A 15231-nucleotide genomic window follows, 5' to 3' on the forward strand; every position below is an offset into this window, starting at 1 on the left:
ACTTCAGGCCTGGTTTTCCGCCTGCGCAGAAACATCGGCCCAGCCACCATTGGCGATCAGGGTCTTGAGGCGCTCGCTGTCGTATTCCGCATCCAGTCGCGCCGCCGCATCCGCCGCCGCCTCCTGCGGATCGCCCGCCACCTCGCCGGAGGGCACCTTGCGCCACTCCGCCAGGTAGGCGTCGGTTTCCGCCGCACCGGATTTCATCGCGGCACGGTCGATCGCCTGTTCGAAGCGCTCGGGCAATTGTGCCTTGGCACCGCGACGGCCCTTGCCGACGATCACCTGCGCCGGGATGTCCCGCCAGTAGACAATGGTCAGTTCCGTGCTCATCAGCGTCGATTCCCCTGTTCGCCTGAAGGTCTCTCTACCTGCAGGGATGCGCCGGACGGTGTCGGTTTTCGACCCGTGACGCATCATGAGCGACAGCCTATGTGAAACAGACCGGAAGGTGAACGGCACCTTTGCCCCAAAGTTTTCAGGAAAATGATGAAATGATTGAGGACTCCCGACCCATTAACGCCGCATTTTCCGGCCAAACCTTTGATTAACCATTCAATCGGAGGCTGAAGGGGACGGGGCGATGACGATCACGGTGGACGCATACAGGCTGGCCTTCACGCCCTTGCCGAAATCGGCCTGCACCTCGGTCAAGCGCACGCTGGCGCAGGTCGACCCGGACGTGTCGCAGCCCGACACGCCGGACGTGCAGGTCTGGCACGAAGTCTACCCGACCCGCCGTTTCCGCAGCGACCGCTGGGTGCGCTACGCCGACTACTTCCGCTTCTGCGTCGTCCGCGATCCGGTAAAGCGGCTGATGTCGTGTTACACCGACATCGTCGCCAACCGCGAAGAGATGTCGAACAGCCCGCGCCTTCGCAAGTCCGCGCGCTATCCCGTCGACCCGGATCCGGACTTTTTCTTCCTGAATCTAGAAGCTTACAAGATGCATTCCTCGCTGGTTAAACATCACTGCATGAGCGCCGCCTTCTTTGTCGGCCCCCAGCCCGAAGAGGACTTCGATCGCGTCTACCGCACGTCCGAGCTTGACGAACTGGAGAATGACCTCTCGGTGCGCACCGGGCGGATGCTGACCGTGCCGCATGCCAATGCAACGCGCCGCAAGCTGGTGCTCGACGACCTGCTCGACGAAACGGTGGATGCGATCCGGCCTTTCCTCGAACAGGAATACGCGCTCCTGAAGGGCTACTTCCGCAACCCCTTCGGATCTAAGATACATGCGGCTTGCGCGATACCGAACTGAGGCGTATCCTGAAATCAAGTTGAGATCGGAAGAGGCGCATCATCATGGCGCCCAAGCGTCCCAAGGCTGCGGGCGCTTTCCCGAGACCGGTTGAGAGTCCCGCGCCGACAGACCCGGATCCGAATGCCCTCTACGCGGCTCTGGATCTGGGAACAAACAGTTGCCGCATGCTGATTGCCCAGCCGAAGGGCAGCCAGTTCCATGTGGTCGACAGCTTCTCCAAGTCCGTCCAGCTGGGGCAGGGGCTGGAGATGACCGGAAGGTTAAGCCGTGCGTCCATGGGGCGCACGGTCTCTGCTTTGCGTGTTTGCAAGCAGAAGATCGAACGCCACAACGTGCAGCGCATGCGGCTTGTCGCGACGGAGGCCTGCCGCCGTGCCAAGAACGCGCGCGAGTTCATCCGGCAGGTGCGGCGCGACACCGGCCTCACGCTGGAGATCATTCAGCCCGAGGAAGAAGCCCGCCTTGCCGTAATCTCCTGCGCGCCGCTCGTCTCCACCAAGACGGAGCAGCTTTTGGTGGTGGACATCGGCGGCGGCTCGACAGAGCTGGTGTGGATCGACCTCAGCGCGGTCGAACCGCGTGAACGGCCGCGTGCCATCATGCGGCTTCATGCCGGGTTCCATCCGCCGTCCTCGCCGTTTCCCTCTGCGAAAGTGGTCGACTGGATCTCCGTGCCGCTCGGCGTGGCGACCCTGCGCGACCAGTTCTCGGACGTGCAGGACGACGCCGCGCGATACGCTCTGATGAGCTGGTACTTCGAGGAAAACCTCGCCGAATTCGCGCCTTACCAGGACGAACAGGCGCGCGAGGGGTTCCAGATCGTAGGTACTTCGGGGACCGTGACCACGGTTGCGGCATCGCACCTCGGGCTGCGGCGCTACGACCGCACGAAGGTCGACGGGCTGCGCATGTCCTCCGACCAGATCGAGGCGGTGATCCAGAACTACCTCGAGATGGGACCGACCGGGCGCCGCCGCGATCCGCGCATCGGGCCGGACCGGCACGCCCTCATCATGTCGGGTTCGGCCATCCTGCAGGCGCTGCTGCGGCTCTGGCCCACCGACCGGCTGAGCGTGGCGGACCGCGGCCTGCGCGAAGGGCTGCTTTACGCGCAGATGTCGGCGGATGGCGTTCTGGAAGACGGTCCGCTATAGACGGTTTCTCGGAAAGAGCGCGCCGGGGGGCTGACTGGCCGCCCGGACCGTTTTCACAGAACTGACAGGACAGGGTCGCGACACGATGGCGAAGGGGCCGAAGAACTCATCCGGACGCGGGCAGCGCGATCTGAAGGTCAAGGTAAAGACCGCCCGGGGGCGCAAGCTGTCCTCGACCCTCTGGCTGCAACGTCAGTTGAACGACCCCTACGTGAAGCGGGCGAAGGAAGAGGGTTACCGCGGCCGCGCGGCTTTCAAGATCCTCGAGATCGACGACAAGTACCGCTTCCTTGTGCCCGGCGCGCGGGTCGTCGATCTGGGCTGTGCGCCGGGTGGCTGGTGTCAGGTTGCGGCGCGGCGGGTCAATTCCCTGGGCGAGAAGCCCGGCAAGGCGCAGGGCTTCGTTCTTGGCATCGACCTGCAGGAGGTCGACGCGATCGCCGGCGTGGAACTGCACCAACTCGACTTCCTCGAAGACGGGGCCGACGACAAGGTGAAGGACTGGCTGGGCGGCAGCGCGGATGTGGTGATGTCGGACATGGCCGCGGCCTCCTCCGGTCACAAGCAGACCGATCACCTGCGCATCATCACCCTCTGCGAGGCAGCGGCGGAACTGGCCTTCGACGTGCTGGAAGAGGGCGGGACCTTCGTGGCCAAGGTGCTGGCGGGCGGGGCCGAAGGCACGCTCCAGTCCACCCTGAAGCAGCGGTTCGACAAGGTGGCGAATTTCAAGCCGCCCGCAAGCCGTTCGGATTCATCGGAAAAGTTCGTCGTAGCCACCGGCTTTCGGGGCTGAGAACCGGCGCAGCAGGGCCCGCAGAAGGCTGGGCCTGCGCCGCGGTCCCGCTGTCAGCGACTGCGCGGCACTGGCCTGAATGCGCAGGCTGTCCTCTGCCGCAAGCAGATCGGGCCGGGCCTCCCGCGGGGCCTGCGTCTGTCGGTGCAGGTCGAACAGGCGCGCGTGTCGTCCGGAGCGCTGCTCCGGCTGGTGAGTGGCGGTCGAGATGGTCACGTCAATACCCCCGGCAGAAGGGTGCCCCACGTGTTCAATTGCATGGGACCGGGGCGATTCCAAGACGGTCGAGGTGCGATTTGGTGGCATGGGGATTGACCATGGCCGCGCGCCGGGTCTCACTGCACGCAAAGGAGGCACCATGGCAGTCATTTTATGCTTCGGCGACAGCAACACGCACGGGACCGCGCCGCTGGACCGGCCCGGCGGTCAGGCGCGCCATCCGAAAGGCCAGCGCTGGCCCGACGTGCTGGCAGCGGAACTGGGCGACGGGCACGAGGTCATCCAGGAGGGCCTCCCCGGTCGGACCACGGTGCACGACGATCCGGTGGAGGGCGGCTGCCGCAACGGGCAGGCGGTGCTGACCGCGATCCTCCACACCCACCGGCCCATCGACCTGATGCTGATCATGCTTGGCACCAACGACCTGAAGAACCGCTTTTCGGTCACCGCCTGGGAGATCGCCCGCTCGGTCGAACGGCTGGTCATCATGAGCAGGGCAGAGGCCGTGGTGTCCGACTTCATGGTCATCGCGCCCGCCCCGGTGCGCGAATGCGGCGCGCTTGAGGCGCCCTACCTCGGGGCAGAGGCGCGACAGCAGGGATTGACCGAACGGCTGGCAGAGATGGCCGGACGTCAGGGCATCGGGTTCTTCGATGCGGGCCAATACGCCACCGTGTCGCCGAAGGACGGTGTCCATTGGGAGCCTGAGTCGCATATCGCGCTGGGACAGGCGTTGGCCCCCGCCATCCGGGCCCGTCTGTCTTGATCCGCGCAGTGCCGGCGATCCTGCTTGTGGCGGCCTGTTCGGTCGCGCCCCAGGCACCGCATGCGCCGATCCCGGTCCGCAACCCGACAACCGCCGTGGCGTCGCAGGTCAACGCCGATCCCGCGCGCGTCCAGGGCCAGTGGGTCGTGGTGCAAAGCAGCCGGGCGCGGCCCGGCACCCCGGTCCGCATGGGCAACGGCGCCCTGCAGATCGGCCCGTATGCGGAGGCCTTCGTGCCGAAGGGGCAAGGCCGCTTCGCCTCGGGCGAGACGGAGGTCTGGGTGCACTGGCTGGACGATGACGACCGGACGCTGGCCATGGGCGCGCCGGGGGGCGCTTGGTTCGCCATTCTCGACCGGACGGGCCGCCCCGGAGAACGGCTGAACGCAGCACGGGACATCCTGGAATGGTACGGGTACGACCTGACCCGGGTGATGAAATGAGGGAGAGCGTCACATGACGAAGATAGCCACCATCGTCGGCGGCGGGGTGATCGGCGGCGGCTGGGCCGCGCGCTTTGCACTGATGGGCTGGGACGTGCGGATCTTCGATCCCGATCCGGAGGCGGAGCGCAAGATCGCAGAGGTGATGGCTGGCGCCGCCCGCGCGTTGCCGATGCTCTACGAGGCGCCGATGCCGAAGCGTGGAACGATCACCTTCCACAAGGATCTGGCGGAGGCGGTCACAGGCGCCGATTACATCCAGGAAAGCGTGCCCGAACGGCTCGACCTCAAGCACAGGGTCATCCGCGAGATTCAGGCCCATGCGCCGGAAGGTGCGGTCCTGGGCTCCTCCACCAGCGGGTTCAAACCCTCCGAGTTGCAGGAGGGCGCCACGCGGCCCGGACAGATCGTCGTCGCGCATCCGTTCAACCCGGTCTACCTGCTGCCGCTGGTCGAACTGGTGCCGGGCGGGGCGGACGATGCGACGGTGGTCCGCGCGCGCACCATCCTGACCGAGATCGGCATGTACCCCCTGCATGTGCGCGCCGAGATCGACGCCCATATCGCCGACCGTTTCCTCGAGGCCGTCTGGCGCGAGGCGTTGTGGCTGGTCAAGGACGGCATCGCCACCACCGAAGAGATCGACAATGCCATCCGCTACGGGTTCGGCCTTCGCTGGGCGCAGATGGGCCTGTTCGAGACCTACCGCGTCGCGGGCGGCGAAGCGGGGATGCGGCACTTCATGGCGCAGTTCGGGCCGTGCCTGTCGTGGCCCTGGACCAAGCTGATGGACGTGCCGGAGTTTACCGATGAACTGGTCGACCTGATCGCCGACCAGTCGGACGCGCAGTCGGGCCAGTTCTCCATTCGCGAGCTGGAGCGTCAGCGGGACGACAACCTCGTGGCGATCCTGCGGGCGCTCAAGGGCCGCGAGGCGGCGGCGGGCAAGCTGATCCTCGACCATGACGCGATGCTGCGCGGCGACCTTGGTGACGGCGTGCCGCTGGTGACCGTCCGGCGGACCGTGCCGGTCGACTGGACCGACATGAACCGCCACATGAACGAAGGCCGCTACGGGCAGGTGTTCTCCGACGCGTCCGAAGAGCTGATGACCCACATCGGGGCCGACCGGGCCTACATCGCGGCGGGCCACAGCTATTTCACCGCTGAAAACAACATCAAGTATCTTGCCGAAACCATTGCGGGAGAGGAGTTTTACGTTGAAACGCGCGTCACGCTGGGCGAGGGCAAGAAGCTGCGCCTGTGGCACGAGATGAAGCGCGCTTCGGACGATGCACTCCTGTCGACCTGCGACCAGTTCATGCTGCATGTTTCCCTCGAGACGCGCCGGTCCTGTCCGCCGCTGCCGCATGTGCTAGAGGCCGTCGAACGGCTGGCCGCCGCCCACGCCCGCCAAGAGGAGATGACCGATGGATAAGCGCGCCTTTCTGACCGATCTGTTCGAGGCCGCCGTGGCCGCCGCCGATCCCAGGCAGGCGCTGCGCGACGTGCTGCCGCCGAAACCGCCGGGGCGCACCGTGGTCGTGGCCTTAGGCAAAGGCGCGGCGCAACTGGCGGCCGCCTTTGAAGAGCTGTGGGGAGACCCGGTAGAGGGCGTCGTCGTCACACGCTACGGCTATGCCGCGCCCTGCAAGCACCTGAAGGTGATAGAGGCCGCGCACCCGGTGCCGGATGCCGCCGGTCTCGCCGCGACGGAAGAGGTGTTCAGCGCCGTCTCTGGCCTGACGCCCGGCGATCTGGTCGTGGCGCTGGTCTGCGGTGGCGGCTCTGCCCTTCTGCCCGCCCCGCCGGAGGGGCTGACGCTTGAAGACGAACAGGCGCTGAACCGCGCGCTTCTGGCCTCCGGCGCGCCCATCGGGGTGATGAACGCGATCCGCAAGCATGTGAGCCGGATAAAAGGCGGGCGTCTGGCCGCTGCCGCAGCACCGGCGCAGGTCGTGTCGCTGGTGGTCTCGGACGTGCCGGGCGACGATCCGGCGCAGGTCGCCTCTGGCCCGACGGTGCCTGACTGGGTCACGCGCGAAGACGCGTTGGCGATGATTCGCGCGCGCAACATCGCCCTGCCGGAAAAGGTCATGGCCCACATCGCGACGGAGGCCGCCGCGGCACCCTCACCGATGGACCCGGCCTTTGAACGCAACGTGGTCCGGGTCGTGGCCTCAGCCCGTCTGTCGCTCGAAGCGGCGGCGGCCAAGGCCGAGGCCGCGGGCATCACGCCGGTGATCCTGTCGGATGCCATCGAGGGTGAGGCGGGCGATGTCGGCTCGGTGCACGCCGCCATTGCGCGCGAGGTGGCCCGCCGGGGTCGTCCTTTCAAACCGCCGGTTGTCATGCTGTCAGGCGGCGAAACCACCGTGACGCTGGGCGAAACCCCGGGCCGCGGCGGTCGCAACACCGCGTTTCTGCTGGGGTTTGCCCTTGGCACAGAGGGGATGCCGATCAGCGCATTGGCGGCGGATACCGACGGCATCGACGGCACCGAAGACAATGCAGGGGCCTTCTGCGACGGTCAGAGTATGGCGCGGCTACGCGAAGCGGGGCACGACCCGCGCGACTTCGTTCGTAAGCAGGATCCCTACGGCGCCTTCGACGCAATTGGTGACATCTTCGCGCCCGGGCCAACCGGGACAAACGTCAACGATTTCAGGGCGATATTCATCGAAGCTGAAACCTGACGCGAAGCGCGGTCAGTAGACGTAACCCAGGCGCGCCTCGGTCGTCAGGTCGAGGGCGTCGCGCAGGAAGTCGAGGTCGGCCTCCGGCACGTCGCGGGGCGTGTCGGGGCGTTCCGCGACGGCGGGCGAGAACTTCGACCCGAGGCGCTTCATGACGGGGCGATAATCGCCTTCCGGCATCGGCAGACCAAGACCGTCGTGAACGCCGCGCAGAAAAGCCTGTGGATCCGCCTGCACGGCTTCCATGCGGCAGAGCACCACGGCCGACCCGCGCATCAGGAAAGACAATAGCCCCTCCAGCTTGGCCCGCCGCAGCGCGAAGAGGTTGGCAAAGGTCGCCCCGGTCACCGGGTGGCGGTCGTGCTGCAACGGCAGACCTTCGCCGCCGATCTCCTGCACCTGCGGGAAGTATCGTTTGCGGTCGGCGATGGTGGCCCATTCGGCGCGGATGAATTCGGAATACCCCATGGCCTGCATCGCGGCTGGCGTGTGCCAGGGCTTGGCGTGCATCGACAGGCTCCAGGCGCGGGCATCCCGGACGCAGCAGACCACAGCCGTATCCGCCGGAATCGCGGTCATGTGCGGGAAGCCATGTTTCCAGCCAAGCGCCTCGGTCGGTTGCAGGGCAGAGTTTCTCCCGATCAGCCGCTTGACGAAGTTGGTGCCGGACGACCGCTCTCCGAAGACCTGGAAGCGGCGCACGGGGGCCGGGCCGGGGACAATCTGCCAGCCTGTCCGGGAAAACTCGTCTGAGATCATGCTCGCGCCTCGCGGGTCTCTTTTTCGCAACCTTAGTGAGGCGTGTGACAGAATGCGATTCTCATGTTCGGGGTCCTGCGGTATCCTGCGGCGCAAAGGCCACGGAAGCGGGCGATACGAGGGATACGAGCGGATGCAATCGGTTGCGGCGGCACTCACCATGGTGCGGGACGATGCCTTCTTTCTGAAGGCCTGGTTGCGCCACTACGGCGAGGTCTTCGGGCGCGAGAACTGCTATATCGTCAACCATGGCCGGGGGGATGAGGTCGCCGCGCTGGCCGAGGGCTGCAACGTCATCGGCATCCCCGGCGATCCGCATCCCAACTTCGACATGAAGCGCTGGCGGTTGCTGAACAACCTCGTGCAGGGGCTGCGCTGCTACTACACGCATGTGGTGGTGGGCGACGTGGATGAGCTGGTTGTGGTGGACCCGGACGACGGGCGCGACCTGCTGCAATACCTGACCGAGACGAAGCCGCGCCGGTTCCTGACGCCGCTGGGGCTGGAGGTCATCCACCGCATCGACGTCGAGGAAGAGGAGATCTCCGACCGCATCCTCGGACCACGCCGGCATGTACGCCTTGCGCCGCATTATTCGAAACCCTGCATCGTCAGCCACGGCGCCAAGATCGCCCGGGGTGGCCACTTCACACAGTACGACAAGCTGCACGTGCCTGACGAGCTGTACCTGTTCCACCTGAAGTTCTGCGATTTCCGCAACTACACGGAGGTGATGAACGCCCGCAACGCCGTGACGGAGAGCGTCGGTGCGGATGTTCAGACGGCCTCCATCGGGCGCCACTGGTTTGCAGAGGCGCGGGGCGAGGATCGTGCGGTGTTCGAAGCATTCGCGGATCTGGACATGATAGACGGCTTCGACCTCGGCTGGGTGCGGAAACGCATGCACCGAAGCTGGGGACCGCGCGGCGAAACCGGGTTCTGGCAGTTTGCGCGTCCCGAGTTCGAACAACAATACGTCGTGCCGGACAGGTTCGTGGGTGCGTTCTGAGGGGCGCGCGGGGCGTCAGTTGCCGCCGGACGAGACGAAGGCCAGATCGTGAACGCCAAGACCGGGGAAGGTGCCCTCGATCGCGGCGCCAGCGGTTGCCAGGGCGTTCCGGCTGTGGCCGTCCAGCATGCCGAAGCCCGTGCTCCAGACGCCGGATGGGGTGTAGAACAGCACCAATGCGGCGATTGCGCCGACAAGAACACCGCCGGAGTTCGTTCGCTTGCCGCCCGACTTCATGAAGTAGCGGAAGACGTGCAGGGCCAACACGATAAAGGATGCCACGATCATCGCGGCGAGGCCGTTGAAGATCCAGTCGTGGTATTCAGTGGCAAGCGAGCCTTGCTTCAGCGAGGAAGCGATCAATTCACGGTTGGTCGAAACCGCAACCACGAGATAGATCCAGCCGAAACCTGTCAGAGTTGCGCCAAAGGGGCGGGCGATCGTCGTGTCCCGGGTCGCAACCGATGCGCCGGGGCGACAAATTCGGCTCTCCACGCGAGAGAGGCGTTGACAAAAATCCGCGTGGGTCTGTTTTCGGATCGCTGTGCTCATGCCTCATGTCTAAAAGCGGATTCGGGCCAAATCAGGGTCAATTGAGGCGAAATCGCCACAATCGGACCTTACCATGGGTTGTATTTTAACCTTTTGGGAGAGATGTGGCCGAAGCGGCGCAGTTTGATGGGGCGGAACGCCAAGGCCGTCGCTTTCGGGTCGCACGGCTTGACCATGGGTAAACCTGACATACCCAACAGCTAAACCCCTGCGTGTGCGGGCCGGTCCCCGACAGACCGGCCCGACCGTTCGCTTGCCTCAGCGGATGGCGTCCAGTATCCGGGCCCAGCTCCGGATGCCTTTGTGGAAGCTCTCGACATCGTACTTCTCGTTCGGGGAGTGGATCTGGTCATCGTCCTTGCCCCATCCCACCAGCATCGTGTCGAGGCCGAGGTACGTCTTGAAGTAGCCGGCGACGGGGATGGATCCGCCGCATCCGGTGAAGGCGGCCTCTTCGCCCCATTCCTCGCCCAAGACCGCGCGGGTCTGTTCGAACGCTGGGTGATCGATGGACATCTGGCTGGCCGGAGAGGCGCCATGCGCGTGGAACTCGGCGGTGACATCCTCGGGCAGCTGCGCCTTGACCCATGCCCGGAAGTGTTCGCGCAGGGCGTGCGGGTCCTGCTGGCCGACAAGGCGGAAACTTACCTTGGCGGAGACCTTCGAGGGCAGCACGGTCTTGAAGCCGTCTCCGGTATAGCCGCCCTTGATGCCGTTGATCTCTGCCGTGGGGCGGGACCAGATCATCTCGAGCGCGGTGTGATCCTGTTCGCCCGCGGGTTTCGACAGGCCGACATCGCCAAGGAAGGTAGCGTGGTCGAAGTTCAGGCCGTCCCACTGTGCCTTGATGTCCGCCGGCAGGTCGGGAACGTCGTCGTAGAAGTGCGGCACCTGAATGCGGCCGGTGTCATCATGCAGGTTGGCGAGGATCCGCGACATCACCCGGATCGGGTTCATCGCGGCGCCGCCGTACATGCCGGAGTGCAGGTCCTTCGACGGGCCGGTCAGGACGATCTCCTCGCCCAGAAGGCCGCGCAGCTGCGTCATGATGGCGGGCGCGCGGCTTTCGAACAGTCCGGTGTCGCAGATCAGTGCGATGTCTGCCTTCAGTTCGTCCGCGTTCTCTTTCAGGAACGGAATGAGCGAGGGAGAGCCGCTTTCTTCTTCGCCCTCGAAAAAGAAGGTGATGCGGCAGGGCATCTCTCCGTGCACGGCTTTCCACGCGCGGCAGGCCTCGACGAAGGTCATGAGCTGGCCCTTGTCGTCCGATGCGCCGCGCGCCCGGATCACGCGTCCTTTCGGCGTCTCCTCGATGGCCGGATCAAAGGGGTCGCGGTCCCACAGTTCCAGCGGATCGACCGGCTGCACGTCGTAGTGTCCATAGAAAAGGACATGAGGTCCGGTGCCTTCGACATGGCCGACGACCATCGGATGGCCGGTTGTCGGGCGCTTGGTCGCCGCGATCCCGATGCTTTCGAGGTCGCTCACAAGCCAGTCGGCGGCGCGGTCGACGTCCGCCTTGAACGCGGGATCGGTGGAGATCGACGGGATTCGGAGCAGGTCGAAGAGCCGCTCCATCGCGGCGTCGAGATCGGAATCGATACGGTCGAGTACGGGGTCGAGGGACATGTGTGCTCCTTTGCCATGGGCCGGCATTGGCCTTTTGGCGGAGCCTAGCGGCAAAGCGGTCGGTGTCCAGACGGCTCAGACCGCGACTATGGCCAAACCGCCAAGCACGATCATCGCGCCCAATGCCTGCCTGAGCGTGAAGCCCTCGCCGATACCGAAGGCGAATCCCAGGACGATCACCGTCTCGACGCCCAGCACGAGAATGTAGATGATCGAAAGGTGAGTCTGGCGCATAAGCGCGACCTCTGCCGCGAAGGCGAGGAGGAACCCCACGACGGCAAGGGCGATTCCCGGCAGCAGCAGCCCGCTGGCCGCACCCTTCATTCCGACGGTCGCCAGAACGTAGCCGAAAGCGGTGACGAGGATGAGGGGCAGGGTGGAGTTGACCGTGTTGTGAATGGTGAGCACTGGCAAACCTTTAAGTTGAAACGTACTGAAAATGTCATGAAAACGAATGCCTTGGAGGGTAGGCGGTTAACCATTTCACGCGAAGTAGGGAAAACCGGACCTCAGCCTAAGGTCGGTAAGTGGCAGGGTGGTCAAGGAGGTTTCCGATCCACTAAAAAGGTTCCGAGCGGAAAGGTGGAATGGAGATCTTTCTTTGAAGCCTTTGATCTTTGTCAAAGATGCGACGGAACGTCCGAGCCTAAACGGTAGACACATGACGCCGCGCGCATTAGTTATTCACGAACTTGAATGCAGCCCGGAGCCGCACAAGGGACGCGAACCACAGCGTCCCCACAATGACCAAGGAGGAGCCCGGTGGACTACACCGCGAAACTCGACGACGCACTGAACCGTCTGCATGAAGAAGGCCGTTACCGGACCTTCATCGACATCGAGCGCAAGAAGGGCCAGTTCCCGCACGCCATCTGGCGCATGCCGGACGGGACCGAGAAGCCGATCACGGTCTGGTGCGGCAACGACTACCTTGGCATGGGCCAGCACCCTGTCGTCCTGCAGGCTATGCACGAGGCCATCGACGCCACCGGCGCCGGTTCGGGTGGCACGCGGAACATCTCCGGGACCACGGTCTACCACAAGCGGTTGGAGGCGGAACTCGCCGACCTGCATGGCAAGGAAGCGGCGCTGCTGTTCACCTCTGCCTACATCGCGAACGACGCGACCTTGTCGACGCTGCCGAAGCTCTTCCCGGGCCTGATCATCTATTCCGACGAGCTGAACCACGCCTCCATGATCGAGGGCGTGCGCCGCAACGGCGGGGCGAAGCGGATCTTCAAGCACAACGACCTCGACGATCTGCGCGCCAAGCTGGAGGCGGACGATCCCGCAGCGCCCAAGCTGATCGCCTTCGAATCGATCTACTCGATGGACGGCGACTTCGGCCCGATCGAGGCGATCTGCGATCTGGCCGACGAATTCGGCGCGCTAACCTACATCGACGAGGTGCACGCGGTCGGCATGTACGGCCCGCGCGGTGCCGGTGTGGCCGAACGTGACCGCCTGATGCACCGCATCGACATCATCAACGGCACGCTGGCCAAGGCGTTCGGCGTAATGGGCGGCTACATCGCGGCAAGCGCGAAAATGTGTGATGCCGTGCGCTCTTATGCGCCGGGCTTCATCTTCACGACCTCGCTGCCGCCGGCCGTGGCCGCGGGTGCCGCCGCCTCCGTCGCGCATCTGAAGCGCGATCAGGGCCTGCGCGACAAGCATCAGACCCAGGCAAAGATCCTCAAGACCCGGCTGAAGGGCATGGGGCTGCCGATCGTCGATCACGGTTCGCACATCGTACCGGTGATCGTCGGCGATCCGGTGCATACGAAGATGCTGTCGGACATGCTGCTCGAGGGTTACGGCATCTATGTCCAGCCGATCAACTTCCCCACCGTGCCGCGCGGAACGGAGCGTCTGCGCTTCACTCCGTCGCCGGTTCACGGGCCCGGCGAGATGGATCATCTCGTCCACGCGATGGACGAACTGTGGAGCCACTGTGCGCTGAATCGTGCTGAATTGGCGGGGTAACCTACGGTACTTCTGTCAATTGTCTTGCGATGTGGTAACGTTATCGCAATAACCGGGCTGCACGAATCGTGATTGCCCGGATGGGCAGGACGGACAGACAGTGAAGTGGGGCAGTCTCGTATGATCGGGCGCAAAACCCATAGCAATAACGGCGTGACGGACCCCTCGGTGCAGGGGTTCGACGACTACGCCCTGCGATTGGGCGACGTGATGCGCGGTGAGCGCGCGACGCTGGGCAAATCGCTGCTGGATGTGCAACGGGAACTGCGGATCAAGGCGAGCTACATCTCTGCCATCGAGAACTGTGACCCCTCTGCTTTTGACACACCCGGGTTTATAGCCGGTTACGTCCGTTCCTACGCTCGATACCTTGGTATGGATCCGGACGAGGCCTTCGCCGGGTTCTGCAAGGAAAGCGGGTTCTCCGTCGCGCACGGCATGTCGCAGGAGGCCTCCGTCATCCGCAAGGCGCATGACGACGAGGCACCGAAGCCGCGGGCGCGCAATCCGCTGGCCGAACCCAAGATGCCCTTCGCACCGGCCTCCGACAGCTTCTTCAGCCAGATCGAACCGCGCGCCATCGGGTCGTCGCTGGTTCTGATCGCCCTGATCGGCGGCATCGGCTACGGCGGGTGGACCGTTCTCCAAGAAATCCAGCGCGTTCAGGTGACGCCGGTCGACCAGACCCCGGTCGTCCTCAGCGAACTGGACCCGCTCGACGCCGCCAAGGCCGGAAAAGGTCAGCCGGAAGGGGCCGAGACGGAGCAGATGGCAGGTGTCTTCACCCCGCCGTCCACCGAGGCCTTTGACCGGCTTTACCGGCCTCAGGCGCTCGACGTGCCGGTGCTCGTGGCGCGGGACGAGCCGATCTCGACCCTCGATCCGGACAGCGGCGGGCTTTATTCCGGTCGCGGTCCGTCGCTCCCGCGCGTGGACGACAGTTCGCTTGCCGCGGCGGCGCTGGCTCAGGGCCTGATCGACCAGGCGTCGACCGGCGCGGTGCCGGTAACAGCAGGGTCCGGCGTGACGGTCGTGGCGGTGCGTCCGGCCTGGGTGCAGGTCAAGGACGAGGCGGGCACTGTGCTTTATTCGCGCGTCATGAACGCGGGCGACGCCTACCCGGTGCCGCGCAACGCGGGAACGCCGAAGATCCAGATCGGCGAATCCGGCGCGATCTACTTCAACATCGAGGGCGAGACCTACGGTCCCGCGGGCAGCCGCGGCGCCGTGAGCGAGGACGTCTCGCTGGCGGCGGCGGACCTCGTCGACCGTTTCGAGCCCGCGCAACCGGGTGCCGACGACGATCTTATGGCGGTTCTCGTCGAACTCGACATGAAGCGCGCTTCCGAGCCGGTAAACGTGGCGGCCGCACAGGCCCCCGCAGCACCTGTCGCACCCCGGGCTTTTGCCGCGCCGCGTCTCTACGATGCGCCGTCTTCCCCCGAACCGGCGCAGCAGCAGGCACCGGCACAGGTGGCCGAAGCGCCGGCCGCGCAGCAGGATGCCGTGCCGAATTCGCCGCGCGTGCTGGCCGAGACACCCCCGGGTATCACGGTCGTCGCGACGCAGGAAACATGGGTGGAGGTCACGTCGCCCTCCGGCAAGAAGCTGTTCGCCCAGACCCTGCAGGCGGGGCAGACCTACCAGGTGCCGCAGACCGATCAGCCGCCGACCATCTTCTCGGGGAATGCAGGCGGCGTGTTCTTTGCCGTCAACGGACAGACCTTCGGGCCCTACGGCTCCACCGGCCAGTTCGGACGCAACCTCGCCCTGTCGCCGGCCGCCATCCAGCAGCAATTGCAGGTGGCGGACCTGAGCGCCAACCAGACCCTCGCGCGGGTCGTCGCCGAGCTGAACCTCCAGTCCACAGACGGACCCGGGCGCTGACGGCAGGTTGCGGGTTGCAATCTGCCTGTCACGATCACAGGTCACATTCAGCAAGCAGGTCGCTCGAC

At 65.2% G+C, this 15231-nt stretch carries 15 protein-coding genes; 10 read left to right on the forward strand and 5 right to left on the reverse strand.

Annotated elements, in window-relative coordinates:
- Positions 1 to 3: 3 nt before the first annotated feature.
- Positions 4 to 333, reverse strand: a complete 330-nt coding sequence (locus tag CDO87_RS20395) for a virulence factor (protein WP_100930481.1) — start codon at positions 331 to 333, stop codon at positions 4 to 6.
- 250 nt (positions 334 to 583) lie between these two features.
- Between CDO87_RS20395 and CDO87_RS20400 the strand changes: the two genes are divergently transcribed.
- From CDO87_RS20400 to CDO87_RS20430, 7 genes are all read left to right on the forward strand, one after another.
- Positions 584 to 1264, forward strand: a complete 681-nt coding sequence (locus CDO87_RS20400) for a sulfotransferase family 2 domain-containing protein (protein WP_100930482.1) — start codon at positions 584 to 586, stop codon at positions 1262 to 1264.
- A 44-nt stretch (positions 1265 to 1308) separates the two neighbouring features.
- Positions 1309 to 2421 (forward strand): Ppx/GppA phosphatase family protein, encoded by a 1113-nt coding sequence (locus tag CDO87_RS20405; RefSeq protein ID WP_100930483.1) that lies wholly within the window; start codon positions 1309 to 1311, stop codon positions 2419 to 2421.
- Positions 2422 to 2506: 85 nt separating this feature from the next.
- Positions 2507 to 3217: an RlmE family RNA methyltransferase gene (locus CDO87_RS20410; RefSeq protein WP_100930484.1), complete on the forward strand. Its 711-nt coding sequence runs from the start codon at positions 2507 to 2509 to the stop codon at positions 3215 to 3217.
- 358 nt (positions 3218 to 3575) lie between these two features.
- Positions 3576 to 4202, forward strand: coding sequence for an SGNH/GDSL hydrolase family protein (locus tag CDO87_RS20415; protein WP_254698222.1), 627 nt, complete (start codon positions 3576 to 3578; stop codon positions 4200 to 4202).
- On the forward strand, positions 4199 to 4645 hold the full coding sequence (locus CDO87_RS20420; protein ID WP_254698223.1) for a lipocalin: 447 nt from the start codon (positions 4199 to 4201) through the stop codon (positions 4643 to 4645). Before CDO87_RS20415 ends, CDO87_RS20420 begins: the two co-directional genes overlap by 4 nt.
- Positions 4646 to 4658: 13 nt before the next feature.
- A complete protein-coding gene (locus tag CDO87_RS20425) occupies positions 4659 to 6083 on the forward strand; it encodes a carnitine 3-dehydrogenase (protein WP_100930486.1) in 1425 nt (474 codons plus the stop codon).
- Complete coding sequence (locus tag CDO87_RS20430) at positions 6076 to 7341, forward strand: glycerate kinase (RefSeq protein ID WP_100930487.1); 1266 nt, start codon at positions 6076 to 6078, stop codon at positions 7339 to 7341. Before CDO87_RS20425 ends, CDO87_RS20430 begins: the two co-directional genes overlap by 8 nt.
- A gap of 12 nt (positions 7342 to 7353) precedes the next feature.
- Here the strand turns inward: CDO87_RS20430 and CDO87_RS20435 are convergent, their stop codons facing one another.
- Positions 7354 to 8100, reverse strand: coding sequence for a hypothetical protein (locus CDO87_RS20435; protein WP_198521769.1), 747 nt, complete (start codon positions 8098 to 8100; stop codon positions 7354 to 7356).
- Between the two features lie 133 nt (positions 8101 to 8233).
- On the opposite strand from CDO87_RS20435, the gene CDO87_RS20440 reads away from it, so the two are divergent.
- Positions 8234 to 9109: a glycosyltransferase family 2 protein gene (locus CDO87_RS20440; RefSeq protein ID WP_100930488.1), complete on the forward strand. Its 876-nt coding sequence runs from the start codon at positions 8234 to 8236 to the stop codon at positions 9107 to 9109.
- A 15-nt stretch (positions 9110 to 9124) separates the two neighbouring features.
- On the opposite strand, the gene CDO87_RS20445 is transcribed toward CDO87_RS20440, so the two are convergent.
- The 3 genes from CDO87_RS20445 to CDO87_RS20455 all read right to left on the reverse strand — a co-directional run bounded on the left by CDO87_RS20445 (position 9125) and on the right by CDO87_RS20455 (position 11698).
- Positions 9125 to 9661: a hypothetical protein gene (locus CDO87_RS20445; RefSeq protein WP_157815062.1), complete on the reverse strand. Its 537-nt coding sequence runs from the start codon at positions 9659 to 9661 to the stop codon at positions 9125 to 9127.
- A gap of 258 nt (positions 9662 to 9919) precedes the next feature.
- A complete protein-coding gene (locus CDO87_RS20450) occupies positions 9920 to 11290 on the reverse strand; it encodes a M20/M25/M40 family metallo-hydrolase (protein ID WP_100930490.1) in 1371 nt (456 codons plus the stop codon).
- A 75-nt stretch (positions 11291 to 11365) separates the two neighbouring features.
- A complete protein-coding gene (locus CDO87_RS20455) occupies positions 11366 to 11698 on the reverse strand; it encodes a 5-aminolevulinate synthase (protein WP_100930491.1) in 333 nt (110 codons plus the stop codon).
- A gap of 354 nt (positions 11699 to 12052) precedes the next feature.
- On the opposite strand from CDO87_RS20455, the gene hemA reads away from it, so the two are divergent.
- The gene (hemA, locus tag CDO87_RS20460; protein ID WP_100930492.1) at positions 12053 to 13276 is read left to right on the forward strand and encodes a 5-aminolevulinate synthase; all 1224 of its coding nucleotides are present in this window, start codon (positions 12053 to 12055) and stop codon (positions 13274 to 13276) included.
- A gap of 120 nt (positions 13277 to 13396) precedes the next feature.
- On the forward strand, positions 13397 to 15163 hold the full coding sequence (locus tag CDO87_RS20465; RefSeq protein ID WP_100930493.1) for a helix-turn-helix domain-containing protein: 1767 nt from the start codon (positions 13397 to 13399) through the stop codon (positions 15161 to 15163).
- Positions 15164 to 15231 lie beyond the last annotated feature (68 nt).

The organism is Sagittula sp. P11, assembly GCF_002814095.1.
Classification (GTDB): domain Bacteria; phylum Pseudomonadota; class Alphaproteobacteria; order Rhodobacterales; family Rhodobacteraceae; genus Sagittula.